The 26,634-nt window shown below is 59.9% G+C and carries 25 protein-coding genes and 1 pseudogene; 19 read left to right on the top strand and 7 right to left on the bottom strand.

The genetic code is table 11. The annotated features are described in order from the left end of the window. Nucleotides 1-24: 24 nt before the first annotated feature. From ACA051_RS05475 to ACA051_RS05510, 8 genes and pseudogenes are all read left to right on the top strand, one after another. Nucleotides 25-1,026 (top strand): diguanylate cyclase domain-containing protein, encoded by a 1,002-nt coding sequence (locus ACA051_RS05475; protein WP_497308347.1) that lies wholly within the window; start codon nucleotides 25-27, stop codon nucleotides 1,024-1,026. Nucleotides 1,027-1,313: 287 nt separating this feature from the next. Further along, nucleotides 1,314-2,409 (top strand): peptide chain release factor 2 gene (gene prfB, locus ACA051_RS05480; RefSeq protein WP_095920368.1). Its coding sequence is split into 2 segments (ribosomal slippage): nucleotides 1,314-1,385 and nucleotides 1,387-2,409, totalling 1,095 coding nucleotides; the frame shifts between segments, so codons are not numbered across the junction. A 71-nt stretch (nucleotides 2,410-2,480) separates the two neighbouring features. Further along, entirely contained in the window at nucleotides 2,481-3,980 is a 1,500-nt protein-coding gene (gene lysS, locus ACA051_RS05485) for a lysine--tRNA ligase (protein ID WP_497308349.1), read from the top strand. A 102-nt stretch (nucleotides 3,981-4,082) separates the two neighbouring features. Beyond that, nucleotides 4,083-4,799 (top strand): TetR/AcrR family transcriptional regulator, encoded by a 717-nt coding sequence (locus tag ACA051_RS05490; protein WP_497308351.1) that lies wholly within the window; start codon nucleotides 4,083-4,085, stop codon nucleotides 4,797-4,799. Nucleotides 4,800-4,956: 157 nt separating this feature from the next. Further along, a pseudogene (locus tag ACA051_RS05495) lies at nucleotides 4,957-5,522 on the top strand (hypothetical protein). 36 nt (nucleotides 5,523-5,558) lie between these two features. Continuing rightward, on the top strand, nucleotides 5,559-6,836 hold the full coding sequence (locus ACA051_RS05500; RefSeq protein WP_497308354.1) for a flavohemoglobin expression-modulating QEGLA motif protein: 1,278 nt from the start codon (nucleotides 5,559-5,561) through the stop codon (nucleotides 6,834-6,836). 144 nt (nucleotides 6,837-6,980) lie between these two features. Continuing rightward, nucleotides 6,981-7,895 (top strand): alpha/beta hydrolase, encoded by a 915-nt coding sequence (locus tag ACA051_RS05505; RefSeq protein WP_497373799.1) that lies wholly within the window; start codon nucleotides 6,981-6,983, stop codon nucleotides 7,893-7,895. Then, nucleotides 7,892-8,221 (top strand): PA3694 family proteiin, encoded by a 330-nt coding sequence (locus tag ACA051_RS05510; RefSeq protein ID WP_497297603.1) that lies wholly within the window; start codon nucleotides 7,892-7,894, stop codon nucleotides 8,219-8,221. Before ACA051_RS05505 ends, ACA051_RS05510 begins: the two co-directional genes overlap by 4 nt. 196 nt (nucleotides 8,222-8,417) lie before the next feature. On the opposite strand, the gene lptF is transcribed toward ACA051_RS05510, so the two are convergent. The 3 genes from lptF to ACA051_RS05525 all read right to left on the bottom strand — a co-directional run bounded on the left by lptF (nucleotide 8,418) and on the right by ACA051_RS05525 (nucleotide 10,398). Then, the gene (gene lptF / locus ACA051_RS05515; RefSeq protein ID WP_497308357.1) at nucleotides 8,418-9,206 is read right to left on the bottom strand and encodes a lipotoxin F family OmpA-related lipoprotein LptF; all 789 of its coding nucleotides are present in this window, start codon (nucleotides 9,204-9,206) and stop codon (nucleotides 8,418-8,420) included. 56 nt (nucleotides 9,207-9,262) lie between these two features. After that, the gene (locus tag ACA051_RS05520; RefSeq protein WP_497308359.1) at nucleotides 9,263-9,676 is read right to left on the bottom strand and encodes a DUF4398 domain-containing protein; all 414 of its coding nucleotides are present in this window, start codon (nucleotides 9,674-9,676) and stop codon (nucleotides 9,263-9,265) included. A gap of 377 nt (nucleotides 9,677-10,053) precedes the next feature. Beyond that, nucleotides 10,054-10,398 carry a pilin assembly protein gene (locus ACA051_RS05525; protein WP_109628178.1) on the bottom strand — a complete coding sequence of 115 codons (345 nt, stop codon included), beginning with the start codon at nucleotides 10,396-10,398 and terminating at the stop codon, nucleotides 10,054-10,056. Between the two features lie 214 nt (nucleotides 10,399-10,612). Here ACA051_RS05525 and ppc point away from each other — a divergent pair, with 214 nt between their 5' ends. The 7 genes from ppc (at nucleotide 10,613) to ACA051_RS05560 (ending at nucleotide 17,944) form a co-directional block, all read left to right on the top strand. Further along, a complete protein-coding gene (ppc, locus tag ACA051_RS05530) occupies nucleotides 10,613-13,243 on the top strand; it encodes a phosphoenolpyruvate carboxylase (RefSeq protein WP_497375505.1) in 2,631 nt (876 codons plus the stop codon). A 288-nt stretch (nucleotides 13,244-13,531) separates the two neighbouring features. Continuing rightward, complete coding sequence (adk, locus tag ACA051_RS05535) at nucleotides 13,532-14,179, top strand: adenylate kinase (protein ID WP_497308363.1); 648 nt, start codon at nucleotides 13,532-13,534, stop codon at nucleotides 14,177-14,179. A 93-nt stretch (nucleotides 14,180-14,272) separates the two neighbouring features. Continuing rightward, nucleotides 14,273-14,947, top strand: a complete 675-nt coding sequence (gene tsaB, locus ACA051_RS05540; protein ID WP_497308365.1) for a tRNA (adenosine(37)-N6)-threonylcarbamoyltransferase complex dimerization subunit type 1 TsaB — start codon at nucleotides 14,273-14,275, stop codon at nucleotides 14,945-14,947. 278 nt (nucleotides 14,948-15,225) lie between these two features. Continuing rightward, on the top strand, nucleotides 15,226-15,531 hold the full coding sequence (locus tag ACA051_RS05545) for a hypothetical protein (RefSeq protein ID WP_219097639.1): 306 nt from the start codon (nucleotides 15,226-15,228) through the stop codon (nucleotides 15,529-15,531). Then, complete coding sequence (locus ACA051_RS05550) at nucleotides 15,531-16,391, top strand: DUF72 domain-containing protein (RefSeq protein ID WP_497308367.1); 861 nt, start codon at nucleotides 15,531-15,533, stop codon at nucleotides 16,389-16,391. The genes ACA051_RS05545 and ACA051_RS05550 overlap by 1 nt, the downstream gene beginning before the upstream one ends. Nucleotides 16,392-16,424: 33 nt before the next feature. After that, complete coding sequence (locus ACA051_RS05555) at nucleotides 16,425-17,246, top strand: isocitrate lyase/PEP mutase family protein (protein WP_219097637.1); 822 nt, start codon at nucleotides 16,425-16,427, stop codon at nucleotides 17,244-17,246. Between the two features lie 2 nt (nucleotides 17,247-17,248). Then, nucleotides 17,249-17,944: an extensin-like domain-containing protein gene (locus tag ACA051_RS05560; RefSeq protein ID WP_497308369.1), complete on the top strand. Its 696-nt coding sequence runs from the start codon at nucleotides 17,249-17,251 to the stop codon at nucleotides 17,942-17,944. Nucleotides 17,945-17,947: 3 nt separating this feature from the next. Here the strand turns inward: ACA051_RS05560 and ACA051_RS05565 are convergent, their stop codons facing one another. Continuing rightward, nucleotides 17,948-18,568: an energy transducer TonB gene (locus tag ACA051_RS05565; RefSeq protein WP_497373801.1), complete on the bottom strand. Its 621-nt coding sequence runs from the start codon at nucleotides 18,566-18,568 to the stop codon at nucleotides 17,948-17,950. Nucleotides 18,569-18,661: 93 nt separating this feature from the next. Between ACA051_RS05565 and ACA051_RS05570 the strand changes: the two genes are divergently transcribed. Next, entirely contained in the window at nucleotides 18,662-19,444 is a 783-nt protein-coding gene (locus tag ACA051_RS05570) for a class I SAM-dependent methyltransferase (protein WP_497308373.1), read from the top strand. Between the two features lie 113 nt (nucleotides 19,445-19,557). Here ACA051_RS05570 and ACA051_RS05575 read toward each other — a convergent pair whose 3' ends face one another. Then, nucleotides 19,558-20,193 carry a TetR/AcrR family transcriptional regulator gene (locus tag ACA051_RS05575; protein ID WP_497308375.1) on the bottom strand — a complete coding sequence of 212 codons (636 nt, stop codon included), beginning with the start codon at nucleotides 20,191-20,193 and terminating at the stop codon, nucleotides 19,558-19,560. A 93-nt stretch (nucleotides 20,194-20,286) separates the two neighbouring features. On the opposite strand from ACA051_RS05575, the gene ACA051_RS05580 reads away from it, so the two are divergent. The 3 genes from ACA051_RS05580 (at nucleotide 20,287) to ACA051_RS05590 (ending at nucleotide 25,423) form a co-directional block, all read left to right on the top strand. Then, nucleotides 20,287-21,387: an efflux RND transporter periplasmic adaptor subunit gene (locus tag ACA051_RS05580; RefSeq protein ID WP_497373803.1), complete on the top strand. Its 1,101-nt coding sequence runs from the start codon at nucleotides 20,287-20,289 to the stop codon at nucleotides 21,385-21,387. A 6-nt stretch (nucleotides 21,388-21,393) separates the two neighbouring features. After that, complete coding sequence (locus ACA051_RS05585; protein WP_497373805.1) at nucleotides 21,394-24,459, top strand: efflux RND transporter permease subunit; 3,066 nt, start codon at nucleotides 21,394-21,396, stop codon at nucleotides 24,457-24,459. A gap of 574 nt (nucleotides 24,460-25,033) precedes the next feature. Then, the gene (locus ACA051_RS05590) at nucleotides 25,034-25,423 is read left to right on the top strand and encodes a DUF6124 family protein (protein ID WP_497373807.1); all 390 of its coding nucleotides are present in this window, start codon (nucleotides 25,034-25,036) and stop codon (nucleotides 25,421-25,423) included. Nucleotides 25,424-25,492: 69 nt separating this feature from the next. Here ACA051_RS05590 and ACA051_RS05595 read toward each other — a convergent pair whose 3' ends face one another. Together ACA051_RS05595 and ACA051_RS05600 are read right to left on the bottom strand one after the other, a co-directional pair. Next, a complete protein-coding gene (locus tag ACA051_RS05595; RefSeq protein WP_497373809.1) occupies nucleotides 25,493-26,182 on the bottom strand; it encodes a DUF4197 domain-containing protein in 690 nt (229 codons plus the stop codon). A gap of 27 nt (nucleotides 26,183-26,209) precedes the next feature. Continuing rightward, the gene (locus ACA051_RS05600) at nucleotides 26,210-26,608 is read right to left on the bottom strand and encodes a YbaY family lipoprotein (protein WP_497373811.1); all 399 of its coding nucleotides are present in this window, start codon (nucleotides 26,606-26,608) and stop codon (nucleotides 26,210-26,212) included. Between the last annotated feature and the right edge of the window lie 26 nt (nucleotides 26,609-26,634).

The following is a 26,634-nucleotide window of genomic DNA, read 5'->3' on the forward strand; positions in this document are numbered from 1 at the left end:
CAGGCAGTATTCAGGTGACCGCACATGACTGACTTACAGCTCGACGACTTCAAGACCAACGAAAACGCCGCCATGGTGTTGTTGGTGGATGATCAGGCGATGATCGGCGAGGCGGTGCGTCGCGGGTTGTCGAACGAAGTCAATATCGACTTCCACTTCTGCGCCGACCCGCATCAGGCCATCGCGCAGGCGATCCGCATTAAACCGACAGTGATCCTGCAGGACCTGGTGATGCCCGGTCTGGACGGCCTGAGCCTGGTGCGTGAATACCGTAACCATCCGGCGACCAAAAACATTCCGATCATTGTCCTGTCGACCAAGGAAGACCCGCTGATCAAGAGCGCGGCGTTTGCTGCCGGGGCCAATGATTACCTGGTCAAGCTGCCGGACAACATCGAACTGGTGGCGCGCATTCGCTATCACTCGCGTTCCTACATGACGCTGCTGCAGCGCGATGCGGCCTACCGCGCTTTGCGGGTCAGCCAGCAGCAGTTGCTCGACACCAACCTGGTGTTGCAGCGGTTGATGAACTCCGACGGCTTGACCGGGCTGTCGAATCGCCGGCATTTCGACGAATACCTGGAGCTGGAATGGCGCCGGTCGCTACGTGATCAGAGTCAACTGTCGCTGCTGATGATTGATGTCGACTACTTCAAGTCCTACAACGACAGCTTCGGCCACCTCGAAGGCGATGAAGCCCTGCGCAAAGTCGCGACCGCGATTCGCGACGCGAGCGCCCGACCGTCGGACCTGCCCGCCCGTTACGGGGGTGAAGAGTTTGTTTTGGTGCTGCCCAACACCACGCCGGGCGGCGCGCGGCTGGTGGCGGAAAAACTACGGCTCACCGTGGAAGCGCTGAAGATTCCGCACATTTTCCCCAGCGAAGGCTCAAGTCTGACCATCAGCATCGGCCTGTCGACCATGATCCCGCAGCCGGGCAGTGACTGCCGGCAATTGATCTCGGCGGCGGACAAGGGGCTGTACCTGGCGAAGAACAATGGGCGCAATCAGGTGGGCATCGAATAACCCGATGCTTCCTGTAGCAGCTGCCGAGCAGCGCGAGGCTGCGTTCGGCGGCGAAACCGTCGTAAATTCAGGCAGCGCAGTCTTTCAGGTAAACCGCATGCAAAGAATTGACGAGGACTGCGTCCTCGAACGCAGCCTCGCAGGCTCGGCAGCTGCTACAAGTGTCAGCCTCTACATCACAATCAGCCAAAACCATTCGCCCTAAAGCCGCCAGGCGGGCTGCCGTGACAGCATGATTGCGTTATACTCGCCGGCTTTCAAAAGTTCGCCAACGAGTGCTGCCCGCCATGGAAATCAACCCGATCCTTAACAGTATCAAGGACCTGTCCGAGCGCTCCGAAACTATTCGGGGGTATCTTTGACTACGATCAAAAGCATGAGCGTCTGACTGAAGTCAATCGCGAGCTTGAAGATCCGTCTGTCTGGAACAACCCGTCTTACGCTCAGGAACTGGGCCGCGAGCGGTCGCTGCTGGCTCAGATCGTCGAAACCCTCGACGAAATGCACAGCGGTCTGGCCGACGCCAAAGATTTGCTACTGATGTCCGCCGAAGAAGAAGACCAGGCCGCCGTCGATGACGTCGCTGCCGAAGTCGAGCGACTGCGCGAGTCGCTGGAAAAACTCGAATTCCGTCGCATGTTCAGCGGTGAGATGGACGCCAACAACGCCTACCTGGACATCCAGGCCGGCTCCGGCGGTACCGAGGCCCAGGACTGGGCCAACATCCTGCTGCGCATGTACCTGCGCTGGGCTGACAAACGCGGTTTCGACGCGACCATCATGGAACTGTCGGCCGGTGAAGTCGCCGGGATCAAGGGCGCCACGGTCCACATCAAGGGCGAATACGCCTTTGGCTGGCTGCGCACCGAGATCGGCGTGCACCGTCTGGTGCGCAAGAGCCCGTTCGACTCCGGCAACCGCCGCCACACCTCGTTCTCGGCCGTGTTCGTGTCGCCGGAAATCGATGACAACATCGAAATCGACATCAACCCGTCGGACCTGCGCATCGACACCTACCGCTCCTCGGGTGCCGGTGGTCAGCACGTAAACACCACTGACTCGGCCGTGCGTATTACTCACGTTCCGACCAACACTGTGGTCAGCTGCCAGAACGAACGCTCCCAGCACGCCAACAAAGACACCGCGATGAAAATGTTGCGGGCGCGCTTGTACGAGCAGGAAGTGCAGAAACGCAACGCCGCCTCCCAGGCCCTGGAAGACACCAAGTCCGACATCGGCTGGGGTCACCAGATTCGCTCTTACGTGCTCGATGCGTCGCGAATCAAGGATTTGCGCACTAACATCGAACGCAGTGACTGCGACAAGGTACTCGACGGCGATATCGACGAATACCTGGTGGCAAGCCTGAAACAAGGGCTGTAAACCGTCAGTCAAGACCTTAAGTCCCCTGCCCTCGGTGGGGGCAACGAACCTGTGATGGAATTTTTAAAGACATGAGCGACCTACAAATCGACCAGGCCCTGCAACAGGAAGAAAACTCCCTGATCGCCCTGCGCAAGGAAAAGCTTGCTGCCGAGCGCGCCAAGGGCAATGCCTTCCCCAACGACTTCCGCCGCGACAACTACTGCGAAGACTTGCAGAAACAGTACGCGGACAAGACCAAGGAAGAGCTGGCAGAAGCTGCTATTCCGGTCAAGGTTGCCGGTCGCATCATGCTCAACCGTGGTTCGTTCATGGTGATCCAGGACATGACCGGGCGCATCCAGGTCTACGTCAACCGTAAGACCCTGTCCGAAGACACCCTGGCCGCGGTCAAAACCTGGGACATGGGCGACATCATCGCCGCCGTTGGCACCCTGGCCCGTTCCGGCAAGGGCGACCTGTACGTTGAAATGACCGAAGTGCGCCTGCTGACCAAGTCGCTGCGCCCGCTGCCGGACAAGCATCACGGCCTGACCGACACCGAACAGCGCTACCGTCAGCGCTACGTTGACCTGATCGTCAACGAAGAGGTACGCCAGACGTTCCGCGTTCGTTCGCAAGTGATTGCGCACATCCGCAGCTTCCTGATGAAGCGCGACTTCCTCGAAGTCGAAACGCCGATGCTGCAAACCATTCCGGGCGGCGCGGCGGCCAAGCCATTCGAGACGCACCACAACGCGCTGGACATGGAAATGTTCCTGCGTATCGCGCCTGAGCTGTACCTCAAGCGCCTGGTTGTCGGCGGCTTCGAGAAAGTGTTCGAGATCAACCGCAATTTCCGTAACGAAGGCGTTTCGACTCGTCACAACCCTGAATTCACCATGTTGGAGTTCTACCAGGCTTACGCCGACTACGAAGACAACATGGACCTGACCGAAGAACTGTTCCGCGAACTGGCACAGCTGGTTCTGGGCAGCACCGACGTGCCGTATGGCGACAAAGTGTTCCACTTCGGCGAACCGTTCGTGCGTCTGTCGGTGTTCGACTCGATCCTCAAGTACAACCCTGAGCTGACCGCTGACGACCTGACCGACATCGACAAGGCTCGCGCCATCGCCAAGAAGGCCGGCGCCAAGGTGCTGGGCTTCGAAGGTCTGGGCAAGTTGCAGGTGATGATTTTCGAAGAACTGGTCGAGCACAAGCTGGAGCAGCCGCACTTCATCACCCAGTACCCGTTCGAAGTGTCGCCGCTGGCCCGTCGTAACGACGACAACCCGAACGTCACTGACCGTTTCGAACTGTTCATCGGTGGCCGTGAAATCGCCAATGCCTACTCCGAGTTGAACGACGCGGAAGACCAGGCCGAGCGTTTCATGGCGCAGGTGGCCGACAAGGACGCGGGCGACGACGAAGCCATGCACTACGACGCCGACTTCGTTCGCGCGCTGGAGTACGGCATGCCGCCAACGGCCGGTGAAGGGATCGGTATCGACCGCCTGGTGATGTTGTTGACCAACTCACCGTCGATCCGCGACGTGATCCTGTTCCCGCACATGCGGCCGCAAGCGTAAGTGTTTCAATAAAAAAGCCGCCTATAACAGGCGGCTTTTTATTGCCTGTCTGGTACAAACGTATCAAATGGTTACTTTTGAAGTAAGAGAGGAAGACCTGTCGTGAACCGTGCAATGGCTCAAGAGGGTGCAGCGGGTGTCGCCACTGCAGTCGCTGAAAGTGTTCAGTACCAGGGCCGCAAGGCCAGCCGACAGGGCAGCGAGCAGCGTCGACAGGACATTCTCGATGCGGCAATGCGCATTGTCGTGCGTGATGGCGTGCGGGCCGTGCGTCACCGTGCGGTGGCAGCCGAGGCCGGTGTGCCGCTGTCGGCCACCACTTACTACTTCAAGGATATTGATGACTTGCTCACCGATACCTTCGCCCAATACGTGGAACGCAGCGCCGCGTTCATGGCCAAGTTGTGGGTGAACAACGAGGGCCTGCTGCGCGAGATGGTGGTCAGCGGCGACGGCAGCCCCGAGTCGCGCTCGCAGTTGGCGGACGACATTGCGCGGTTGATGGCGGACTATGTTCACCGGCAACTGATCAACCGCCGCGAACACTTGATGGCGGAACAGGCGTTCCGCCAGGAAGCGTTGCTGAACCCGCGCCTGGCGCTGTTGGTACGGTCACATCAGCAGATTCTGCTACAGGGTACGTGCCAGCTTTTCCAGGTATTGGGTTCGCGCGAACCGCAACAGGATGCCAAGGTGTTGACGGCGATTATCGGACGGATGGAATATCAGGGCCTGCTCAACGACGCCGAGCCTGTCGCCGAAGCCGAAATGCTCGGTATCCTGACCCGCTACATGCATTTGGTATTGGCGTCGGTGTAAATCCTGCAGGGCACTCGACCCTGTAGGAGCGAGGCTTGCCCGCGAAGGCGGTTTAACATTCAACATATGTGTTGACTGACACAACGCCTTCGCGGGCAAGCCTCGCTCCTACAGGTTCGGTGACCATTCGGGGCTGTGTGTTCATAGGGAGTGTTGAATGAAAGCCTGGCGTGTCGTTGTGATCGCCTTGTCGTTCCTGCTGCTAAGTGGCTGTCTGGTGACCTTCCGGGACCCGCTGCCCGCCAGCGACCCCGCGCCCAAAGGTTTGCTCGGCAAATGGACCAGCACCAACGCCTGGGGCGAGCCGATGAATCTGGAGTTGACCCGTCTGAGCGACAATCGCTACCAGGCGGTCAGCTACTTCAAGGCCAAACCCAAAGAGCGCGAAGCCTACCCCTTTACGGTGTCACGCCATGGCAGCCGCTGGTACCTGTCGGCGAAAGTGCCGGCGCAATTCGGTGGGCATTTCATCATTGCCGGGTTTGAACTCACCGATAAGCACGAATTGGTGGTCTACAACCTCGATCTCGAGCAGATCAATCAAGTCCTCGGACAAGAAGCCCTGAGCGGTGAAGTCTTCCAGACCGATGATGGTGACGGTGTCTTGATCAACAACAGCATGGACCAGGTCTTTGCTTACCTCGATGATCCGGCCAATCCGATGTCTTCGTCGAGGCGGTGCGTTATCAGCGCCTGGCCAAAGCCAAAGCTAAAGTTAAATAAAGCCAGCACCTAACGGTTTTACTACAGGAGTTTCGGGTGGACGATTACCAGCAGACGATACGCATTTTGTCCGATCGCATTGTGCTGGCGCAGACGCCGATTCGCGTCCTCGATGCGGTCAAGTGGGACGACAACATCCGCAAGGGTTTCCTCAAGGCCAAGGGCAAGGAAATGCCGGCCGTTGACCGCGACTATTACCTCAATCGGCCGCTGTCGTTCGATTCCAGCAAAGTGAAACTGGAATTCCAGAACATCGAGCGTGACATCACCCGTCAGCTCGGCCAGTTCAACCCGGTCGGCCAGATCATGCGGCGCATGTGCAAGGAATACCGGATGGTGGTGCGCATGCTTGAAGCGCGCGGCACCGAGGATTTCGGCCTGATTTCCCAGGAGTTGTACGGCGCTGCGTCCGACGCGTTCCATGCCGGCGACCCGACCCTGTCCGACCTCGGCCTGATGCTCTCCGATTATCTGAACAACATCGATGGCCGGGGTGACCTGAAGGACGAGCCGAAAATCCTTACCGCCAAGGAGGCCGTGCATTTATTGCAAACCCGGCTGAGCAAAGTATTTGGCGAGGCGGAAGAAACCATTCGCGTGTTCGAGTCCGACGGCATTGTCGCCGATGCGGCGGCCGGCGCCGACTATATCAAGATCCGCACCGATGCGATGTTCAACGAACGTGACGTGCGCGCCCTGGAAGTTCATGAAGGGCTGGTACACGTCGGCACCACGCTCAACGGGCTGAACCAGCCGATCTGCACCTTCCTGTCCAAAGGCCCGCCGTCGTCGACGGTGACCCAGGAAGGGCTGGCGATCCTGATGGAAATCATCACCTTCGCGTCCTACCCGAGCCGCCTGCGCAAACTGACCAACCGCACCCGGGCCATTCACATGGTGGAGGAGGGCGCGGACTTCTTGCAGGTCTTCGAATTCTTCCGCGAGCAAGGCTTCGAAATGCCGGAAAGCTACGGCAACGCCAGCCGGGTGTTCCGTGGTTCGGTGCCGACCGGCCTGCCATTTACCAAAGACTTGTCCTACCTCAAGGGCTTTATCATGGTTTACAACTACATTCAGTTGGCCGTGCGTAAAGGCAAGCTTGAGCAGATTCCGCTGCTGTTTTGCGGCAAGACCACGCTGGAAGACATGCGTACCTTGCGTCAGTTAGTGGATGAAGGGCTGGTGGTGCCACCGAAGTATTTGCCGGATCAGTTCCGCGACCTGAATGCACTGTCGGCGTGGATGTGCTTCTCCAACTTCCTCAACCACCTGAGCCTGGACCGGATCGAAGCGGATTACTCCAACATTTTGTGATCACCAAATCCCCCTGTGGGAGCGAGCCTGCTCGCGATGGCTGTGTGTCAGACAACAGAAGTGTTGAATGTTAAACCGCATCGCGAGCAGGCTCGCTCCCACATTTGTTCGGTGTTTCAACCCATTTTCGCGAGGTTTCATAGGATGAGAATCCTCGGCATCGTCTGCCTTCTCCTGACCCTCGGCGGTTGCAGCTCCCTGCTGTTCTACCCCGAACCCGGCCAACTGTTCACTCCGGAAAAAGCCAAACTCGACTACCGCGAAGTGACCCTGACCACTGCCGATGGCCTCAGGTTGAACGGTTGGTGGCTGCCGGCGAAAAAGGGTGTCGAGGTCAAGGGCACGGTGCTGCATCTGCACGGCAATGGCGGCAATCTGCCGATGCATCTGGGCGGGAGTTGGTGGTTGCCGGAGGAAGGTTATCAGGTGCTGCTGATCGATTATCGCGGTTACGGGTTGTCCGAAGGCGAACCGAGTCTGCCGGCGATTTATCAGGACATCGACGCCGCGTTCAAGTGGCTCGATCAGGCGCCGGAAGTCAAGGGCAAGCCGCTGATCCTGCTCGGCCAGAGCCTTGGCGGTTCAATGGCCGTGCATTATCTGGTTCAACATCCTGAGCGCCAGAAACAACTCAAGGCTTTCGTCCTCGACGGCGTGCCGGCCAGTTATCGCAGCATCGGCCAATTCGCGCTGAGCAATTCCTGGCTGACCTGGGCGCTCCAGGTGCCGCTTTCGTGGCTGGTGCCGGACGGCGACAGCGCGATCCACTCCATGGCGCAGCTCAATGGCGTGCCGAAACTGATCTACCACAGCATCGACGATCCGATCGTGCCCCTTTCCAACGGCATCCGTCTGTATCAAGCTGCGCCGCCGCCGCGAGTGCTGCAATTGACCCGTGGAGGACATGTGCAGACATTTGCCGACCCGGTCTGGCGCAAGGTCATGCTGCGTTATCTCGACGACCCGCAGCATTTCAACGGCCTGCGCCGGTTGGGTGAAATCCCCAATTACCCGGCACCCCCGAATTCAGAAGATGAACCACCAGAGAGTCCGCAATGAGTGAAGAACGTAACGCCATCCCGCTGATCATCACCGGTATCTGCAGCATCCTCGGCACGGTGGGTGCCCTGTGGTACTACGGCTACCTGCACTTCGCCAAACCGGAAGATGCGCTGCTGCTCAGCGACTTCACCATGATCAAGACCGTGCCGGGAGAGGACTACAAGGTCTCCCTGGAGCCTGCCTCGCAAGTGGCCCAATGCATCGACGGCGTACTGGTGATGTTCGACACCGAACAAAAAGGCCTGACGGGCGTACTGGTCAACAACAAGAAAAAAGCCGTGCGCTGCATGGGCGAAGAAACTCCGCAAAAACTCGAGCAGTAACCCAGTCCTGCATTCACTGAAGATCCCTTGTAGGAGTGAGCCTGCTCGCGATAACGGTGTGTCAGACAACAGAAGTGTTGAATGTTAAACCGCAATCGCGAGCAGGCTCGCTCCCACAGGGGTTGAGTGATCTGCAGACATAAAAAGCCCCGCCTGATCGACTCAGGCGGGGCTTTTGTGTTTCAGCGGGGGAAGCTTAGTTCGAGCTGACGGCCGAACGGGGGATCACGGGCTGGTTGTCGTTGGAAATGGTCACTTCCACACGACGGTTCATCGCACGACCCGAGGTGCTGGTGTTTTCCGCAACCGGGTATTCCTTGCCGTAACCCTGCGCAACGACGCGCGCTGGATCAACACCCATTTTTACCAGTGCCATGCGCACCGAGCCGGCACGACGCTCGGACAGCGACTGGTTGTGGCTCGCAGTGCCGGTGCTGTCGGTGTAACCCTCGACGATCACTTTGCGATCCGGGTTTTCCGAGAGGAATTGCGCCAGTTTGTTGATATCCACCAAACCGCTGGATTTCAGGTCAGCACGGTCGGTAGCGAACAGCACGTCACCGAAGGTCACCAGCGTACCGCGATCGGTCTGCTTGGCGTTGAGGCTGTCCTGCAACTGCTTGATTTGCTGATCGCGAGCATCGAGACGGGCCTGGGCACGTTGCGCCGCCGCGTTTTTCAGGTTGGCCTCGGCGGTGCGCAGGGCGATGGTCTGCTTTGCCACTTCAACACGTTGATTGGCCAGATAGGCCAGTTGGTCGACCTCGTTCTGATCTTTCTTGTCCTGGTAAGCCTTGTCGGCCTTGTCCAGGTAATCGCTGGCGTCTTTGGTTTCCAGTGCAGCTACTTTGCTGGCTTGCGGGTTGACTTGCAGGCCGCTGTAGTTGGTGCGGGCCTGTTCCAGGTTCGCGTTAGGCGGGGTGGAGCAGGCAGCCAGTGCAACGCTTGCGGCCAGGAGAGCGGGGATCATCAATTGTGTACGCATAATAATTCGTCCTTTCTATCGATAAGAGCTTCAGGTCTGTGGGTCTGGACGCGCGCTTACTGCACGGTGCGCTGGCTTTCCTGACGCAGTTCCTGAACCCCTTTCTGAGAGTCCTTCACAGCCTGTTCGGCTTTCATCGCCTGAGCTTTGCGTTCGGCTACGCGAGCGTCCCACTCAGCTTGTTCGGCCAGCACTTTGGCCTCGGCATACTTTTTGTCGTGCATGGCGATTTCGGCTTGTTTGAGCTTGTCCTGCGCGGATTTCATTTCCACGGCGGCGAACTCGGTGCCGCCGGCGCTGACGGCACCATTCACAGCCGATTGGGTCACGGCGAATTGCTCGGTCGGCGGATTGCCGGCACAACCGGCCAGTACAAAGCTGCTGCCGATTGCCAGGGCAGCCAGTTTCAGACCGCGCAGGTGGGTGAACGAGGATTTGGCAGTTCGGGTCTTCATGGTCTTCAACTCCATTGGTATAACTCCTGAAAAACTTAAAAATCCATGCTGGGCAAGGAGCCGTAACCGTCAATTTCCGGGGTGTTTTGAAACGGCCGTCCCAGGCGTGGTTAATGGCTGTGACCCGAGGGGTTTTTCAAAAGTTCAGAGAAGATGGCCTATCGCCCGAAAATACTTTGACCGAACGGACAAGGCTCTAAATCGGGAACTTTGGCGATGTGCAGCGGTATCCGCGACCATTTGACGGCCTGGGAACACGCAATTATCGAAGGGATACGCAGGCTAAATGTGGGAGCGGGCTTGCTCGCGAAAGCGGTGTATCAGTCAAACAGATGGGGACTGACACGATGCCTTCGCGAGCAAGCCCGCTCCCATAGGGTTCGGCGGGGAAATCAGTGTTTTTGCTTGTCATCACCCGATGACAAATCGTGCAAGTGACGACGGGACAACGCGAGAAAACGCGGGGTCGGGCCGACGTCTTCGTACAGCGGATCACCTTCTTCATCGGTGGCCACCACGGTCGATCCTTTCACGTAGGGAAAGCTCTTTTCGAGCTCTTCCAGCGCGGCGCCGATCAGTTCGCCAAGCAGTTCTTCGGGCTGGCGTTTGGGGTACATCTCGGTAATCGCCGCCAGCCGTGCAGCCGCTTCCATGTCCAGATGAATCCTGTAACCGGTGTCGGTCAGGCGACCCTTGGCGTTTTCTTCCCAATGCAGGGCAAGTTCGCGGATTTTCATAAAAACCTCATTTCGCTCCTGCTCGTGGCAGGCGTGTGAGTGTCCGCCAGCGGTCGGCGGCAAGCCGTTGTACGGCTTACTCTTCAGACTAGCTCGAACCCATAAGGTTTACCGTCCCTTCGTCGTCTGCTTGTAAGAAGCGCTTTAGAGCGGCACTCTCTGTGGTCAGAGCATGGCATTCAAAGACACCCGGATTTTCGCTGGAGAACTGCTGATGACCGATATTGATGCACGCTTGCGCGAGGACGTTCACGTGTTGGGTGAACTGTTGGGCAACACCATTCGTGAACAGTACGGGGACGGCTTTCTCGACAAGATCGAGCAGATCCGCAAGGGCGCCAAGGCTGACCGTCGCGGTTCGATGGATGCCGAGCTGAGCGCAAGCCTCAACCAATTGAGCGAAGAAGAGTTGCTGCCGGTAGCGCGGGCGTTCAACCAGTTTCTCAACCTGGCCAATATCGCCGAGCAGTATCAGCTGATTCACCGCCGCGAAGAGTCGCAGCCGGCGCCGTTCGAGGCACGGGTGTTGCCGGAACTGCTCGCGCGCCTGCGTGCCGAAGGCCATAGCGCCGAATCCCTGGCCCGGCAGCTCGGACGGCTGGAGATCGAATTGGTCCTCACCGCGCACCCCACCGAAGTGGCGCGTCGCACGCTGATCCAGAAATACGACGCCATCGCCGCGCAACTCGCCGCCCAGGATCATCGCGACCTGACAACGGCCGAGCGCGAGCAGATCCAGGCGAAGTTGCAGCGCCTGATCGCCGAAGCCTGGCACACCGAAGAAATCCGCCGCACCCGCCCGACGCCAGTCGACGAAGCCAAATGGGGCTTCGCGGTGATCGAGCATTCGCTGTGGCAGGCGATTCCGAATTACATGCGCAAGGCCGATAAAGCCCTGCATGCCGCCACCGGCCTGCATCTGCCGCTGGAAGGCGCGCCGATTCGCTTTGCCTCGTGGATGGGCGGCGACCGTGACGGCAACCCGAACGTGACGGCCGCCGTGACCCGCGAAGTGCTGCTGCTGGCGCGCTGGATGGCCGCTGATTTGTACGTGCGCGATGTCGATCACCTCGCGGCTGAACTGTCGATGCAACAGGCCAGCGATGCGCTGAAAGCCAAGGCCGGGGACAGCGCCGAACCTTATCGCGCGGTGCTTAAACAGTTGCGTGAACGACTGCGGGCAACGCGCAACTGGGCGCATGCGTCATTGACAGCCACCACCCCGGCACCGGCCGATGTGCTGCACAACAACCGCGACCTGCTGGATCCGCTGGAGTTGTGTTACCACTCCTTGCACGAGTGCGGCATGGGCGTGATCGCGGAGGGGCCGTTGCTCGATTGCCTGCGTCGGGCGGTGACGTTCGGGCTGTTCCTGGTACGGCTCGATGTGCGCCAGGATTCGTCCCGTCACACGGCGGCGATGACTGAAATTACCGATTACCTCGGTCTCGGTCGCTATGAAGACTGGAGCGAGGAAGAGCGCATCGCCTTCCTGGTGCGTGAGCAGAACAACCGCCGGCCGTTGCTGCCGGCGTACTTCAAGCCGTCGGCCGACACCGCCGAAGTGCTGGCGACGTGCCGGGAAATTGCCGCCGCCCCAGAGGCCTCGCTCGGCTCCTATGTGATCTCCATGGCTGGCGCCGCTTCCGATGTGCTCGCCGTGCAGCTGCTGCTCAAAGAGTCCGGCGTGTTGCGGCCAATGCGCGTGGTGCCGCTGTTCGAAACCCTCGCTGACCTCGACAACGCCGGCCCGGTGATTGAACAGCTGTTGCTGCTGCCGGGCTATCGCTCGCGCCTGCAAGGTCCGCAGGAAGTGATGATCGGCTATTCCGACTCGGCCAAGGACGCTGGCACCACCGCCGCGGCTTGGGCGCAATACCGGGCGCAGGAGCGCTTGGTCGATATCTGCCGCGAGCAGCAAGTCGAGCTGCTGTTGTTCCACGGTCGCGGCGGCACCGTGGGGCGCGGCGGCGGTCCGGCACACGCGGCGATTCTGTCGCAGCCGCCCGGTTCGGTAGCGGGACGTTTCCGCACCACCGAGCAGGGGGAAATGATTCGTTTCAAATTCGGCCTGCCGGACATCGCCGAGCAAAACCTCAATCTGTACCTCGCGGCGGTGCTGGAAGCGACCTTGCTGCCACCCCCTCCGCCGGAACCGGCGTGGCGCCATTTGATGGATGAATTGGCTGCCGACGGCGTCAAGGCTTACCGCGCCGTGGTGCGGGAAAATCCGCAGTTCGTCGAGTATTTCCGCCAATCCACCCCGGAGCAGGAGTTGGGCCGTTTGCCGTTGGGCAGTCGCCCGGCCAAGCGCCGCGCCGGCGGGATCGAAAGCCTGCGCGCCATTCCATGGATCTTCGGCTGGACCCAGACGCGCCTGATGTTGCCGGCCTGGCTCGGCTGGGAAGCGGCGCTGAGCAAGGCGCTGGAGCGCGGCGAAGGTGAGCTGTTGGGGCAGATGCGCGAACAGTGGCCGTTCTTCCGCACACGCATCGACATGCTGGAAATGGTCCTGGCCAAAGCCGACGCCGACATTGCCCGATCCTACGATGAGCGTCTGGTCGAGCCGGATTTGCTCCCTTTGGGTGCGCATTTACGCGACCTATTGTCGCAGGCCTGCGCCGTGGTCCTCGGGTTGACTGGCCAGTCTCAACTACTGGCACATAGCCCCGACACCCTCGAATTCATCCGCTTGCGCAACACCTATCTCGACCCGCTTCATCTATTGCAGGCCGAACTGTTGGCCCGTTCGCGGCAACAGGAAGTGGCGCAGGGCAGCCCGGTAGAACAGGCGCTGCTGGTGTCTGTGGCGGGGATCGCTGCCGGTTTGCGAAATACCGGCTAAGGTTTTCGTCGTGGGGGAAGGAGCCCGGCGCGAGCTTCGGGTGCCGGTGGGCGGGGGGCTGAAAAGGTCCGCCAGGCGACAGTTAATGACGGGGTTGCGACTTGGGGTACCCCGTCAAAAGGTCACGCAAGGCGCGGGTTTCTCCGACTTTCGGCGGCTTGTGTGGTCCGGGCCTGCTGTGTATCTTGAGCAGCCTTTGGCCGTTTGGGCGGCCACGACCCTGTTTTTGAGATTGGCCCCACGAGGCGAATCCGTTGTTATCTATATAAAAAATTGAGGAGCACATCGATGCGCGTCATTCTGCTGGGAGCTCCCGGGGCCGGTAAAGGTACTCAGGCTAAGTTCATCACCGAAAAGTTCGGCATCCCGCAAATCTCCACCGGCGACATGCTGCGTGCCGCGGTCAAGGCCGGCACCGAGCTGGGCCTGATCGCCAAGAGCGTCATGGACAGCGGTGGCCTGGTTTCCGATGACCTGATCATCAATCTGGTCAAGGAACGCATCAGCCAGGCGGATTGCGCCAACGGTTTCCTGTTCGACGGTTTCCCGCGCACCATTCCCCAGGCTGAAGCCCTGGTGAAAGCCGGCGTCGAGCTGGATCACGTGGTCGAAATCGACGTCAAGGACGAAGACATCGTCCAGCGTATTGCCGGTCGTCGCGTGCATGAGGCTTCAGGCCGCGTGTACCACATCGTCTACAACCCGCCGAAAATTGCCGGTAAAGACGACATCACCGGTGACGAGCTGGTGCAGCGCAAAGACGATACCGAAGAAACCGTGCGTCATCGTCTCTCCGTCTACCACGCTCAGACCGAGCCTCTGGTGAAGTTCTACCAGGAGCTGTCCGTCGCTCAGGGCAAACCGAAGTACAGCCACATCGAAGGTGTCGGCTCGGTTGAAGCGATCACCGGCAAGGTGCTTGAAGCGCTGAACTGAAAAGTCTGAACTGCTTCATCTTCTACGGCCCGCTTGCGGGCCGTAGTTGTTTATACTGGCGCACTTTTTCTGACCTCTCTTACGGAAACATCGATGAGCACCTTGCTGGCCCTGGACACCGCGACTGAAGCTTGCTCCGTTGCCTTGCTGCATGACGGCAAGGTCACGAGTCATTACGAGGTGATCCCGCGCCTGCATGCGCAGAAACTATTGCCGATGATCCAGCAGTTGCTCGCCGACGCCGGGACCACCCTGCAAGCGGTCGATGCCATCGCCTTCGGTCGTGGACCGGGCGCATTCACCGGCGTGCGAATCGCCATCGGTGTGGTGCAAGGCCTGGCCTTTGCGCTGGATCGCCCGGTGTTGCCGGTCTCCAACCTGGCGGTACTGGCGCAACGGGCGTATCGCGAGCACGGCGTCAGCCAGGTCGCGTCCGCCATCGATGCGCGCATGGATGAAGTGTATTGGGGGTGCTACCGCGAAACGGCGGGGGAGATGCGCCTGGTCGGCAATGAAGCGGTGTTGGCACCGGAAGTGGCCGCATTGCCGGCCGATGCCAAGGGTGAATGGTTCGGCGCCGGCACGGGTTGGGGGTATGCCGAGCGCATCGCCGTCAACCTGATCGGCCAGGACGCGGGCATGCTGCCCCACGCTGAAGACCTGCTGACGCTGGCGCGGTTTGCCTGGGAGCGTGGTGAGGCGATCGTGGCGGATGAGGCGCAGCCGGTTTATCTGCGCGACAAAGTGGCGACGCCGAAAGCGCGTTGATCCGACTGCTTTTGTGGCGAGGGAGCTTGCTCCCGTCCGGCTGCGAAGCAGTCGTAAAATCAGACTGCGCGGACTACCTGACTATAATTGGGACCGCTTCGCAGCCCAGCGGGAGCAAGCTCCCTCGCCACAATAAACATTCCCAACTCAGCCAATCGTCACTTTCTGATCCCGGCTTTTAAACCTTTTCGTATTTCTGTGTTCTAGTTATCACTCGGCGGTTTGCGAAGTGGGTTATGTGCCACTAAACTGCCATTACTGATACCGGACATGTACTCATGCGTATAGACGGCGTTTCCTCCCAGTCCTACCCCATCAAGCGCAAGCCTCGCAAAGGCCCTGTGGCGGATGACGACTACGTCGATATCGACGGCGAACTGGAAATTCCGTCCGAAGAGCAAATGGCCGCCCGTGCCGCCAAGGCTTCTGCGCAACGCTTGAGCAATCTCCCGGCCCGTCAGCAAGACATGATCTACCACCGCGCCATGAGCAAAAGCGTCGCCACGGCACTTGCCAGCTACCTGAGCACTGCCGGTTTTGTCGATTGGGATACGGATGTAATGGGCCTCGACCTGTACATCTGATGCGGCAGCCTTACTACCTCGGCTGCCCGTCCTGGAGTGAAAACGCCTGGCGCGATTATCTGTATCCGCCGGATGCCAAACCCGCCGAATTTCTTAATCTCTATTCCCAAGTATTCAACGCCGTAGAAGGCAATACGACCTTCTACGCGAGCCCGGCTGCCAGCACCGTGCAGCGCTGGGCCGAAACCATGCCCGAACACTTTCGTTTCACCGCCAAGTTTCCCGGCGACATCAGCCACGGTGGTGACCTGCGCGAGCAACTGACCGCCGCCGACACTTTCCTGCAATTGCTCCGCCCGCTCGGTGAAAGGGTTTCGCCCCTGTGGCTGCAACTGTCGAAAAGCTTCACGCCGCACCGATTACCCGAACTGGCCGGCTTCATCGATGCGCTTGAGCGCCCGCTGGCCGTCGAAGTGCGGCATGACGAGTTCTTCGCCAAAGGGGATAGCGAGCGCAGGCTCAATCGGCTGCTGCTGGATCGGGGCGTAGAACGCATCTGTCTTGATCCGCGAGCGCTGTTCAGCTGCACGTCGACCGATCCATCGGTACTCCACGCCCAATCGAAAAAGCCCAGGGTGCCGCCGCGTCCGGCAGCGTTTACCCAGTTTCCGCAGGTGCGCTTCATCGGCCATCCACAGCTTGAGGCGAACGATCCGTTCCTGGAGCCGTGGGTCGAGAAAATCGCCGTGTGGATCGAAGAGGGCCGCACGCCCTATATCTTCCTGCACACCGCCGATAACTTGCTGGCCGCCAGACTGGCGCAACGTTTTCACGCAAAACTGATGCTGCGTTTGCCTGGCTTGCCGCCGTTGCCTGAGCTATACAGAGAGCCCGCCGCCGAGCAACTTGGCCTGCTCTGAGGCGGATTCGTTCCCCTTTTCAGGAGCCTGCCAATGGATGCGCAAACCCTTCGAGCCCAGGCGTTCAAAGCACTGCACGAACGCGAGGGCGCATTTGTCATTCCCAATCCGTGGGACGCCGGCTCGGCGAAGATGCTCGCCAGCCTGGGTTTCGAGGCGCTGGCGACCACCAGCGCCGGTTATGCCTTTTCCAACGCACGCCCTGATGGCGGGTTGACGCTCGACGATACGCTGGCGAACGTCCGGGCGATTGTCGCGGCAACCGAACTGCCGGTGGCGGTGGACCTGGAAAACGGTTTCGCGGACGACCCGGCTGAATGCGCACAGAGTATTTTGCAGGCCGCGGCGGCCGGTGCGGTCGGGGGTTCGATCGAAGATGCCACCGGCCGTGAAGACGCGCCAATCTACTGTTTCGAACATGCCGTAGCGCGCATTGAAGCCGCCGTCGCAGCGGCTCGCAGCCTGCCTTTCCCGTTTATGCTGACCGCCCGTGCCGAGAATTTTCTGCACGGTAATCCTGACCTGGCCGATACCATTCGCCGTTTGCAGGCGTTCGCCGAAGCGGGCGCCGACGTGTTGTACGCGCCGGGTCTGCGCAGCGCTGAAGACGTGTTGGCGGTGGTCCGCGCCGTGGCGCCGAAACCGGTCAACGTGTTGATGTCCGGCGGGCTCAAATTGACGGTCGAGCAGTTGAGCGAGATGGGCGTCAAACGCATCAGCGTCGGTTCGGCCCTGGCCTTGGCGGCCTACGGCGAGTTTTTCCGCGCGGCCGAAGAGATCAAGACGTCGGGCACCTTTGGGTTCACGTCACGGTCGATGCCATACGCCAAGGCCAATCAATTGTTCAAAGGCTGACGATGCGGTTTCGGTGGTGGCTGTTGTTGATGTTGTTGATGATCGGTGCGGCGGGCGTGGGCGTCTGGCGCGGCTGGATCTCGCTGCCACCCCAGTGGAACCCTTGGGCGCCGCTGGACGTAAAGGCCGAACCGAACTTTCTGACGCGCTACAAACTGATGCGCCTGCGCGATGATCCGCAATTGTGTGATCAAGCCTTGAGCAGCTCCGGTTTACGCGTTGCGCATCAGGCCGACAGCCCCGGCGCGACGTGCCCATTGATCAACACCTTGCGGGTGCAGGGCGGCGATGTCGCGCTGAGCAGCAGCTTTCTCGCCAGTTGCCGCCTGGCGGTGTCGTTTGCCCTGTTCGAACACCATGCCCTGCAACCTGCCGCGCAAGCGGTGTATGGACAGCCTGTCAGCCGGGTCGATCATCTTGGCAGCTTTGCCTGTCGCAACGTCTATGGCCGCGAAAACGGCAGGCGAAGCCAGCACGCCAGCGCCGATGCGCTGGACATCGCCGGTTTCCGCCTGGCGGATGGTCGCTCCATCAGCGTGCTCAAGGACTGGCCGAAGGATAATCAGGACGCACGGTTTCTGCGCCAGGTTCGCGATGGCGCCTGTGGCCTGTTCAGTGTGGTGTTGAGCCCGGACTACAACGCCGCCCATCGAAATCACTTTCATGTCGATGTCGGGCCGTGGTGGGTGTGTCGCTGAGGCTTAAGCGGCGATGCGCAGGTTTTGCAGGACGATCGGGCGAGCCCAGCCGGTATCGAAATCGAAGTGTTTTTGTTGCTCGACCAACTCTTCAGGGGAGAACGGCGGGAGCGGTTTGTCCAGCAGGTCGAGCTCGAATTCGGCGATCGGCAAATGCAGTGGACGCGGTTGTGGCGTCGGGCCGGCTTCCGGTACAGGCTGGCCGGCGGTGAGCACGATCGGCCGCACCCAGCCACTTTCAAAGTCTTGTTGCTTCTGCTGGGCGACGATTTCTTCGGCCGGGAACGGCGGGAAAGGCTTGTCGGCCAGGTCCATTTCGAACTCGGCAATCGGCAGGAACAGCGGCTCGGGTGGTTTGACTTCGGTCTCTTTCACATCGCATTCGCGCTGGGAAACGATATGCGCCAGCAGCTCGCTGCCGACGGTAGGCTCGACTGGGCTTTCGAGATCAACCGGTGGGAAAGTTCCACACGCCGGCACCACATCGGTCGACTGTTCGGCCAGGGCCTGGGCAAAAAAATCCTGCCACAGGTGACTGACGCCGCTCAGTGCCTGTGAATTTCGCAGGCCATAATCGCCATGACGCGATAGGTAGCCTACGGATGTGGATTGAATGCCTGACATTTTTCTCGGTCGACGCTCAGCTCTGGCAAAATGCTCGTTAGTTTTGTTATCGGCCGTTTTTGCCGATCATTAATTTTTTGAGCGTGTTTTCCCATGATTGAGCAACCTGCGGCCTGCCGCATCCATGTCGAGGCCTCGGCCCCGGCGTTTCAGCCACAAGCCGAGCAGTGGGCCGAACGCCTGGGCTTGCCTTTGCACGTGGATGACGGCGAGTTTGCCTTGCAGGTGGGCGAACAGGGTTTGCAGCTGCAACAGCTCGGACCGGACGCACCAGGGCCGGTGCGGGTGGACTTCGTCGAGGGTGGTGCTGCGCATCGGCGGTTGTTCGGCGGTGGCACGGGGCAGATGATCGCCAAGGCGGTTGGCATCGCGCAGGGCGTGCGTCCCCGTGTGCTGGATGCCACGGCGGGGCTGGGCAAGGATGCGTTCGTGCTGGCGAGCCTGGGCTGCGAGATGAGCCTGATCGAGCGTCAGCCGCTGATTGGGGCGTTGCTTGAGGATGGTCTGGCCCGTGCTGCGGAAGATTTCGATGTGGCACCGATTGTGGCGCGGATGAAGTTGCTCAAGGGCAACTCAATCGAGGTCATGCGCAACTGGGAAGGCGAGCCGCCGCAGGTGATCTACCTCGATCCGATGTTTCCACACCGTGAGAAAACGGCGTTGGTGAAAAAGGAAATGCGCCTGTTCCGGCCGCTGGTTGGCGATGATCCCGATGCGCCGGCACTGCTCGAAGCTGCATTGGCGCTGGCCAGCCATCGGGTGGTGGTCAAGCGACCGCGCAAAGCGCCGTGTATTGCGGGGCCCAAGCCCAGTCATGCGCTGGACGGCAAATCCAGTCGGTATGATATTTATCCGAAGAAAGCACTGAAACCCTGATCATTCCCACGCTCTGCGTGGGAATGCATCAACGGACGCTCCGCGTTCGGTTTGGGATGGGACGCGGAGCGTCCCGGGCTGCATTCCCACGCAGAGCGTGGGAACGATCATCGCTAAGGTCGATAGGCCCGCATAAACAACCCCACCACTTCCCGCACATGCTCCTCGGCTGCGTCGCCCGTCACCGGCTCGCCGCAGCCATACAGCAAGCGGAAATTCCCCGCGCCCTTGAGCAGGCAGAAGAAATGCTCGGCCGCATTGCGCGGTTTATCGATGCTCAACGCGCCGCTCTGATCAACCTTGGTCAGCAACCGCTCCATGCCATGCAACATGCGCTGCGGCCCGGCCTCGAAGAAGATCAGTGAGAGTTTCGGGTCTTGGCTACCCAAGGCCATCATTAGCCGGTGCAGGTTCACCGATTCATCGCTGTTGATCAGCTGATGAAAGCCACGTGCGATGTTCAGCAGCACCGTTTCTACCGAAATGCCGTCCGGCAACTCAAAAAACAGCGTGGGCAACTGCTCTTCGCACTTGGCCATCACGGCGGCGGAGAACAGCGTCTCCTTGTCGTTGAAATGGCTGTAGACCGTCAGCTTCGACACGCCGGCTTCAGCCGCCACGGCATCCATGCTGGTGCTGGCGTAACCATTACTCAGAAACAGAATTTTCGCCGCATCAAGGATGGCCTGGCGCTTGGCCAGATCCTTGGGGCGGCCCGGGCCGTTGGGTGCTGAAAGATTGTTCGACATTCTTCGCTTTAATACTGGACTGGTGAGTTTGCTATTAATAACATACTCGCCAGTATAATTATTCCAAGCACCATTAGCGAAAGGTCCTTCACCATGTTCCGCTATGCCTTGCCCCTCGCGTTGCCAGTCTGTCTGGCGCTTTTATTGTCTGCGTGTGGCCACGAAGAGGCGCCTAAAGCCACTGTCCGCCCGGCGATGGTGGTGCAGCCGGAGCCTTCGGCGCAGGCAATGGAAAGCTTTCCCGGTGAAGTGCGGGCTCGTTATGAGCCGGACTTGGCGTTTCGCATTGGCGGTAAGGTCAGTCGACGATTGGTTGAAGAGGGGCAGCGGGTCAAGGCTGACCAACCATTGGCCGAACTCGATCCCCAGGACGTTCGCCTGCAACTGGAAGCCACCCGTGCCCAAGTGGCCGCCGCCGAGGCCAATCTGAGCCTGGTGCGCGCCGAGCGTGATCGCTACAAGACCCTCATGGACCGTCAGATGGTCAGCCGTTCGCAGTACGACAATGCCGAAAACCTTTACCGATCCGGTGAAGCACGCCTCAAGCAAATCAAAGCCGAATTCAACGTCTCGACCAATCAGGCCAGCTACGCGGTGCTGCGAGCGCCCCAGGATGGCGTGGTGGCCAAGCGTGCGGTGGAAGTCGGGCAAGTGGTGGCGGCCGGGCAAACCGTGTTTACCCTCGCCACCGATGGCGAGCGTGAAGTGTTGATCAGCTTGCCGGAGCAGAGCTTCGGCCGCTTCAAGGTCGGTCAGCCGGTGTCGGTAGAACTCTGGACCCAACCCGATCAGCGTTTCGCCGGGCGCATCCGCGAGCTGTCGCCCGCGGCCGATCCAAAGTCGCGCACCTTCGCCGCGCGGATTTCATTCACTGGCGGCAAGGTCCCGGCCGAACTCGGCCAGAGCGCCCGGGTGTTCGTCCAGACCGCTGACGTGATTCCGCTGTCTGTGCCGCTGTCGGCACTGACGGCGGAAAACGGCGCGACCTATGTCTGGGTCGTCAGTGGCAACAATACCTTGAAGAAAACCCCGGTCCGGGTCGGTGCCTTCGGCGAAAAAACCGTCCCGGTGCTCGAAGGCCTGAATGCCAGCGACTGGGTGGTGGCCGCTGGCGTCCATGTTTTGCTTGAAGGGCAGCAAGTGCGCCCGGTGGATCGCTCCAACCGAGTGGTCAATCTGGCGGACAAGGAGTAATCCCCGATGGGTTTCAATCTTTCCGAATGGGCGCTGCGCAATCGCCAGATCGTACTGTTCCTGATGCTCTTGCTGGCCGTCGTCGGCGCGCTTTCCTACACCAAGCTCGGCCAAAGCGAAGACCCGCCGTTCACCTTCAAAGCCATGGTGATCCGCACCAACTGGCCGGGCGCCACAGCGCAGGAAGTCTCGCGCCAGGTCACCGAGCGCATTGAAAAGAAACTGATGGAAACCGGCGAATACGAACGCATCGTGTCGTTCTCGCGCCCCGGCGAATCCCAGGTGACCTTCATTGCTCGTGACTCCCTGCATTCGGTGCAAATACCGGACCTCTGGTATCAGGTCCGCAAAAAAGTCAGTGATATTCGGCACACCTTGCCGCCGGGTATTCAGGGGCCGTTTTTCAACGATGAATTCGGCACCACCTTCGGCAACATCTACGCGCTGACTGGCGAGGGTTTTGATTACGCGGTGCTCAAGGATTACGCCGACCGCATTCAGATCCAGCTGCAACGGGTCAAGGATGTGGGCAAGGTCGATCTGCTCGGGCTGCAAGACGAGAAGATCTGGATCGAACTCTCCAACGTCAAACTCGCCACGCTCGGCTTGCCACTGGCCGCCGTGCAGCAAGCCCTTGAAGAGCAGAACGCGGTGTCCACGGCCGGGTTCTTTGAAACCACCAGCGAGCGATTGCAGCTACGGGTTTCGGGGAATTTTCAGACAGTCGATGAGATCAAGAACTTCCCGATCCGCGTCGGTGATCGCACCTTCCGTATTTCCGATGTGGCGGACGTGCGTCGCGGCTTCAACGATCCGCCGGCGCCGCGCATGCGCTTCATGGCGGAAAACGCCATCGGTCTGGCCGTGGCGATGAAGGACGGCGGCGATATTCTGGTGTTGGGCAAGGCGCTGGAAATCGAGTTTGATCGCGTCCAGAAAAACCTCCCGGCCGGCATGCAGCTGCGCAAGGTTTCCGATCAGCCTGCAGCGGTGAAAACCGGTGTCGGCGAGTTCGTTCAGGTGTTGGTGGAAGCCCTGGCGATTGTGTTGCTGGTGAGCTTTTTCTCCCTCGGCGTGCGCACCGGTATGGTGGTGGCGCTGGCCATTCCGCTGGTGTTGGCGATGACCTTCGCCTGCATGTATTACCTGGGCATCGGCCTGCACAAGATTTCCCTCGGCGCGTTGGTGCTGGCGTTGGGCCTGTTGGTGGACGACGCGATCATCGCCGTGGAAATGATGGCGATCAAAATGGAGCAGGGCTTCGACCGTATCAAGGCCGCCAGTTATGCCTGGACCAGCACCGCGTTCCCGATGCTCACCGGCACCCTGATTACCGCCGCAGGTTTCCTGCCGATTGCCACCGCGCAGTCGGGCACCGGCGAATACACCCGTTCGATCTTCCAGGTGGTGACCATCGCGTTGCTGGCTTCGTGGATTGCGGCGGTGGTGTTCGTGCCGTACCTGGGGGAAAAACTCCTGCCGGACCTGGCGAAAATTCATGCCGCCAAACATGGCACGGGCCAGCCCGACCCTTATGGCACGCCGTTCTATCAGCGGGTCAGACGCTTGGTGGAGTGGTGCGTGCGCTGGCGTAAAACCGTCATCGTGCTGACTGCGGTGTTGTTCATCGGCTCGATCGTGCTGTTTCGCTTTGTGCCGCAACAATTCTTCCCGGCCTCGGGTCGACTCGAGTTGATGGTCGATCTGAAACTCGCCGAAGGCGCCTCCCTGAGCAACACCGCCGACGAGGTTAAACGCCTTGAAGCCTTGCTGAAGGATCACGCCGGTATCGACAACTACGTGGCCTACGTCGGCACCGGTTCGCCACGTTTCTACCTGCCGCTGGATCAGCAACTGCCGGCGGCGAGCTTCGCCCAGTTTGTCGTCCTGGCCAAGACCATCGAGGAGCGTGAAATCCTGCGTACCTGGCTGATCGAAACCCTCAACGAACAGTTCCCGGCCCTGCGTTCGCGGGTCACACGCCTTGAAAACGGCCCGCCGGTTGGCTATCCGGTGCAGTTCCGGGTGACCGGTGAGCACATCGAGGAAGTCCGCGCATTGGCCCGCAAAGTGGCGGCCAAGGTTCGCGAGAACCCGCATGTGGTGAACGTCCATCTGGACTGGGAAGAACCGAGCAAAGTGGTTTACCTGAACGTCGATCAGGACCGTGCCCGGGCGCTGGGCGTGAGCACGGCAAACCTGTCGAAGTTCCTGCAAAGCTCCCTGACCGGGTCCAGTGTCAGCCAGTACCGCGAAGACAACGAGTTGATCGAGATCCTGCTGCGCGGCACCTTGCATGAGCGTACCGAACTGTCGTTGCTGCCGAGCCTGGCGGTGCCGACCGACAACGGCCGCAGCGTGGCGCTGTCGCAGATCGCGACCCTGGAATATGGCTTTGAAGAGGGCATCATCTGGCACCGTAATCGCCTGCCGAACGTGACAATCCGCGCCGACATCTACGGCAAGGAACAACCAGCGACGCTGGTGCAGCAAATCATGCCGACCCTCGACCCGATTCGCGCCGAATTGCCGGACGGCTACTTGCTGGACGTCGGCGGCACGGTGGAAGACTCGGCCCGCGGGCAGAACTCGGTGAAGGCCGGCGTGCCGCTGTTCATTGTGGTGGTGCTGACCTTGCTGATGCTGCAACTGCGCAGTTTCTCCCGCACGGTGATGGTGTTCCTGACCGCACCTCTGGGCTTGATAGGCGTGACGCTGTTCTTGATGGTGTTCCGTCAGCCGTTCGGTTTTGTCGCAATGCTCGGGACCATCGCGCTGTCCGGGATGATCATGCGTAACTCGGTGATTCTGGTGGACCAGATCGAGCAGGACATCGCCGCCGGGCTTAAACCGTGGCAAGCGATTATCGAAGCCACGGTGCGACGCTTTCGACCGATTGTGCTGACCGCACTCGCGGCGGTGCTGGCGATGATCCCGTTGTCCCGCAGTGTGTTCTTCGGGCCGATGGCCGTGGCGATCATGGGCGGGTTGATCGTGGCGACGGCGCTGACGCTGCTGTTTTTGCCGGCGTTGTATGCGGCGTGGTTCAGGGTCAGGAACGAGTCGGTGTAATCTCGGCGGCCTTCGGGCCGCCCGCTCTCTTGCTGACGTTCACCGCTCTAAATTGTGGGAGCGAGCCTGCTCGCGATGGCGTCGTGACAGGCAATACATTTCGCAAATGGACGACCGCTTTCGTCGGAACGCCGCCCGGAGCCGGCTCGCTCCCACAGTTAATCTTCTGAATACAAATACCGTGTACGACACAAAACCCTGTGGGAGCGGGCTTGCCCCGGGCGGCGTTCCGACGATGGCGATCTGGCAGGCGACTATGTTTAAAGATCTGCCAAAACATCAGAACCTTCCCACGAAACTTTCAGGTTGTCTGTCGGAAGCGCGATCTCTAGGCTTTTGGGTGTCGCTGCAAAAAGCAGCGACCGGGTTTCGCAGCCCGGTTAAACTTCAGACGCACAGCGTCCACCATCCGAAAGCGGGCGTTTTTTTATGCCTGTGTTATGGCGGCTGTGCGCGGGAGATCTTCGGGTCTGCCGGGTTCCTGAAGTCCCGGTCTGCGAACCTGCGTACAGCTGCCACCTTATGTTCGTTTCGCAGCGAACGGTGACAGCTCCAATACTTCAGGAGTTACACGATGATTAAAGACAGCCCAAATCCTCCAGACACGGAAGCAGAACTGGAAAAAGAAACCGACCCGGTTTCCCCTTACGCCTTTCTCGATTCCAAAAAACTCCACGACGCGGCAATTCGCGCTCTTGATCACTATTTGGCGCCACCACCCGAAAAAAAGGCTAAAGCTGACCGTCGTCCCAGCCCAGTCTTCGTCATCGCCCCCAACGTTGATTCCGAAACCCTTTTGGCTCACGCCTGCGAAACCCTCGCTTCGGCAAATGTGATGGCCAGTGAGTTAGCCTTCGGTCTGAACGGACCGACATGCAATCTTATGTTGGCGGTTCAACAGATGATTTCGCTGGCGGAGTTATCGGTAAATCGCGTTCTGGATCAGGTTGATCCGCACCAGTAGCGCAAACGGAAAAAGCCCACTGACCTGTAAAGACCAGTGGGCTTTTTTGCGAGTTTCAATTGCCTGGAATTAAAGCGTACCAAACACCTTCTTCGCCAGACTCGTCGCCGCAGCCGCAGGGTTCTTGCGAATGGTTTCTTCCTGTTTGCCGATCATCTCGAACAAGCCGTTCAGGGCCTGCTCGGTGACGTAGCTTTCGATGTTGGCGTTCTTGGTATCCAGCACGCCCATGGTCGCTGCCTGGCCCGCGAAGGTGTTGTATTGCTTGGCCAGGCCGACCTGGTCGGTGGCTTGCTTGACGATCGGCAGGAACTTGACGCGAATCTGTTCGCGGCTGGTTTTGCTCAGGTACTGGGTCGCCGAGTCGTTACCGCCGCTGAGTATCCCTTTGGCGTCTTCGACGCTCATCTTCTTCACGGCATCGACCAAGATCGGCTGGGCCTGGGTCACGGCGGTTTCGGCCGCTTTGTTCATGCTGGTTTCCAGCTCAGTGACCTGATCGCCCATGCCGAACTGTTTCATTTTTCTGGCGACTTTAGCCAGTTTGCCCGGTAGTTCGATTTTTACGTCCGGGTTGTTGCTGAAGCCGCCCGGCGTGCCGAGTTGTTTGACGGCCAGTTGCGCGCCTTGGGTCAGGGCGTCCTTGAGGCCACCGGTGGCGTCTTTTTGCGACAGGTCATTGAGCGACAGCGCCAGTGCGCTGGCGGAGATCACCAAGCCTGCGCAGAGGCCGGCGAAACGAAGGGTAGGGCGGAACATGGCAGCTTCCTTGTACGAAAGAGGAGTTTAGCGGACGGCGTCGACGCGAATTTTCAGTGGCTGCGGATCGCGGCCATCCAGCTTTACGGCGTGATGTTCGGTGGTGATGAACATCAGCTTGCCGTCGACTTCGATGCGCGCGCTGACGGAGTAGCGATGGCCGGGTTTGACCTGGGCCGGATCGTAACTCAGATGAAACGGCAGCGGCACCTGGCCTTTGACCGGGCCTTTCTGTTCGTCGAGGATAACGGCGGGCGCATCCGCGAGGGACACGTCCTGCAGGCTGACGCTCAAGGTGGCGCTCGGCGGCAGGGCGATGCGTTGCAGGTAGAAGACTTCGCCATCGAGGCTGGTTTTCGTGGCAGGTTGCAGGGTTTGGCAGGCGCTGAGCAAAGCAGCCAGTGCCAGAAGCGAGCGTTTTTTCATGAATTGAATCCTTGTCCTTGGCGCCC

This window comes from Pseudomonas sp. LBUM1669, from assembly GCF_059695705.1.

Bases quoted from the DNA above. Each gene is read 5' to 3' on its own strand.
- ppc (WP_497375505.1), top strand. From the start codon at position 10,613: ATGACCGATATTGATGCACGCTTGCGCGAGGACGTTCACGTGTTGGGT.
- ACA051_RS05600 (WP_497373811.1), bottom strand. From the start codon at position 26,608: ATGAAAAAACGCTCGCTTCTGGCACTGGCTGCTTTGCTCAGCGCCTGC.
- tsaB (WP_497308365.1), top strand. From the start codon at position 14,273: ATGAGCACCTTGCTGGCCCTGGACACCGCGACTGAAGCTTGCTCCGTT.
- ACA051_RS05590 (WP_497373807.1), top strand. From the start codon at position 25,034: ATGATTAAAGACAGCCCAAATCCTCCAGACACGGAAGCAGAACTGGAA.
- ACA051_RS05565 (WP_497373801.1), bottom strand. From the start codon at position 18,568: ATGTCAGGCATTCAATCCACATCCGTAGGCTACCTATCGCGTCATGGC.
- ACA051_RS05560 (WP_497308369.1), top strand. From the start codon at position 17,249: ATGCGGTTTCGGTGGTGGCTGTTGTTGATGTTGTTGATGATCGGTGCG.
- ACA051_RS05550 (WP_497308367.1), top strand. From the start codon at position 15,531: ATGCGGCAGCCTTACTACCTCGGCTGCCCGTCCTGGAGTGAAAACGCC.
- ACA051_RS05520 (WP_497308359.1), bottom strand. From the start codon at position 9,676: ATGGAGTTGAAGACCATGAAGACCCGAACTGCCAAATCCTCGTTCACC.
- ACA051_RS05505 (WP_497373799.1), top strand. From the start codon at position 6,981: ATGAGAATCCTCGGCATCGTCTGCCTTCTCCTGACCCTCGGCGGTTGC.
- adk (WP_497308363.1), top strand. From the start codon at position 13,532: ATGCGCGTCATTCTGCTGGGAGCTCCCGGGGCCGGTAAAGGTACTCAG.
- ACA051_RS05475 (WP_497308347.1), top strand. From the start codon at position 25: ATGACTGACTTACAGCTCGACGACTTCAAGACCAACGAAAACGCCGCC.
- ACA051_RS05525 (WP_109628178.1), bottom strand. From the start codon at position 10,398: ATGAAAATCCGCGAACTTGCCCTGCATTGGGAAGAAAACGCCAAGGGT.
- ACA051_RS05580 (WP_497373803.1), top strand. From the start codon at position 20,287: ATGTTCCGCTATGCCTTGCCCCTCGCGTTGCCAGTCTGTCTGGCGCTT.
- ACA051_RS05575 (WP_497308375.1), bottom strand. From the start codon at position 20,193: ATGTCGAACAATCTTTCAGCACCCAACGGCCCGGGCCGCCCCAAGGAT.
- ACA051_RS05595 (WP_497373809.1), bottom strand. From the start codon at position 26,182: ATGTTCCGCCCTACCCTTCGTTTCGCCGGCCTCTGCGCAGGCTTGGTG.
- ACA051_RS05545 (WP_219097639.1), top strand. From the start codon at position 15,226: ATGCGTATAGACGGCGTTTCCTCCCAGTCCTACCCCATCAAGCGCAAG.
- ACA051_RS05555 (WP_219097637.1), top strand. From the start codon at position 16,425: ATGGATGCGCAAACCCTTCGAGCCCAGGCGTTCAAAGCACTGCACGAA.
- lysS (WP_497308349.1), top strand. From the start codon at position 2,481: ATGAGCGACCTACAAATCGACCAGGCCCTGCAACAGGAAGAAAACTCC.
- lptF (WP_497308357.1), bottom strand. From the start codon at position 9,206: ATGCGTACACAATTGATGATCCCCGCTCTCCTGGCCGCAAGCGTTGCA.
- ACA051_RS05585 (WP_497373805.1), top strand. From the start codon at position 21,394: ATGGGTTTCAATCTTTCCGAATGGGCGCTGCGCAATCGCCAGATCGTA.
- ACA051_RS05510 (WP_497297603.1), top strand. From the start codon at position 7,892: ATGAGTGAAGAACGTAACGCCATCCCGCTGATCATCACCGGTATCTGC.
- ACA051_RS05570 (WP_497308373.1), top strand. From the start codon at position 18,662: ATGATTGAGCAACCTGCGGCCTGCCGCATCCATGTCGAGGCCTCGGCC.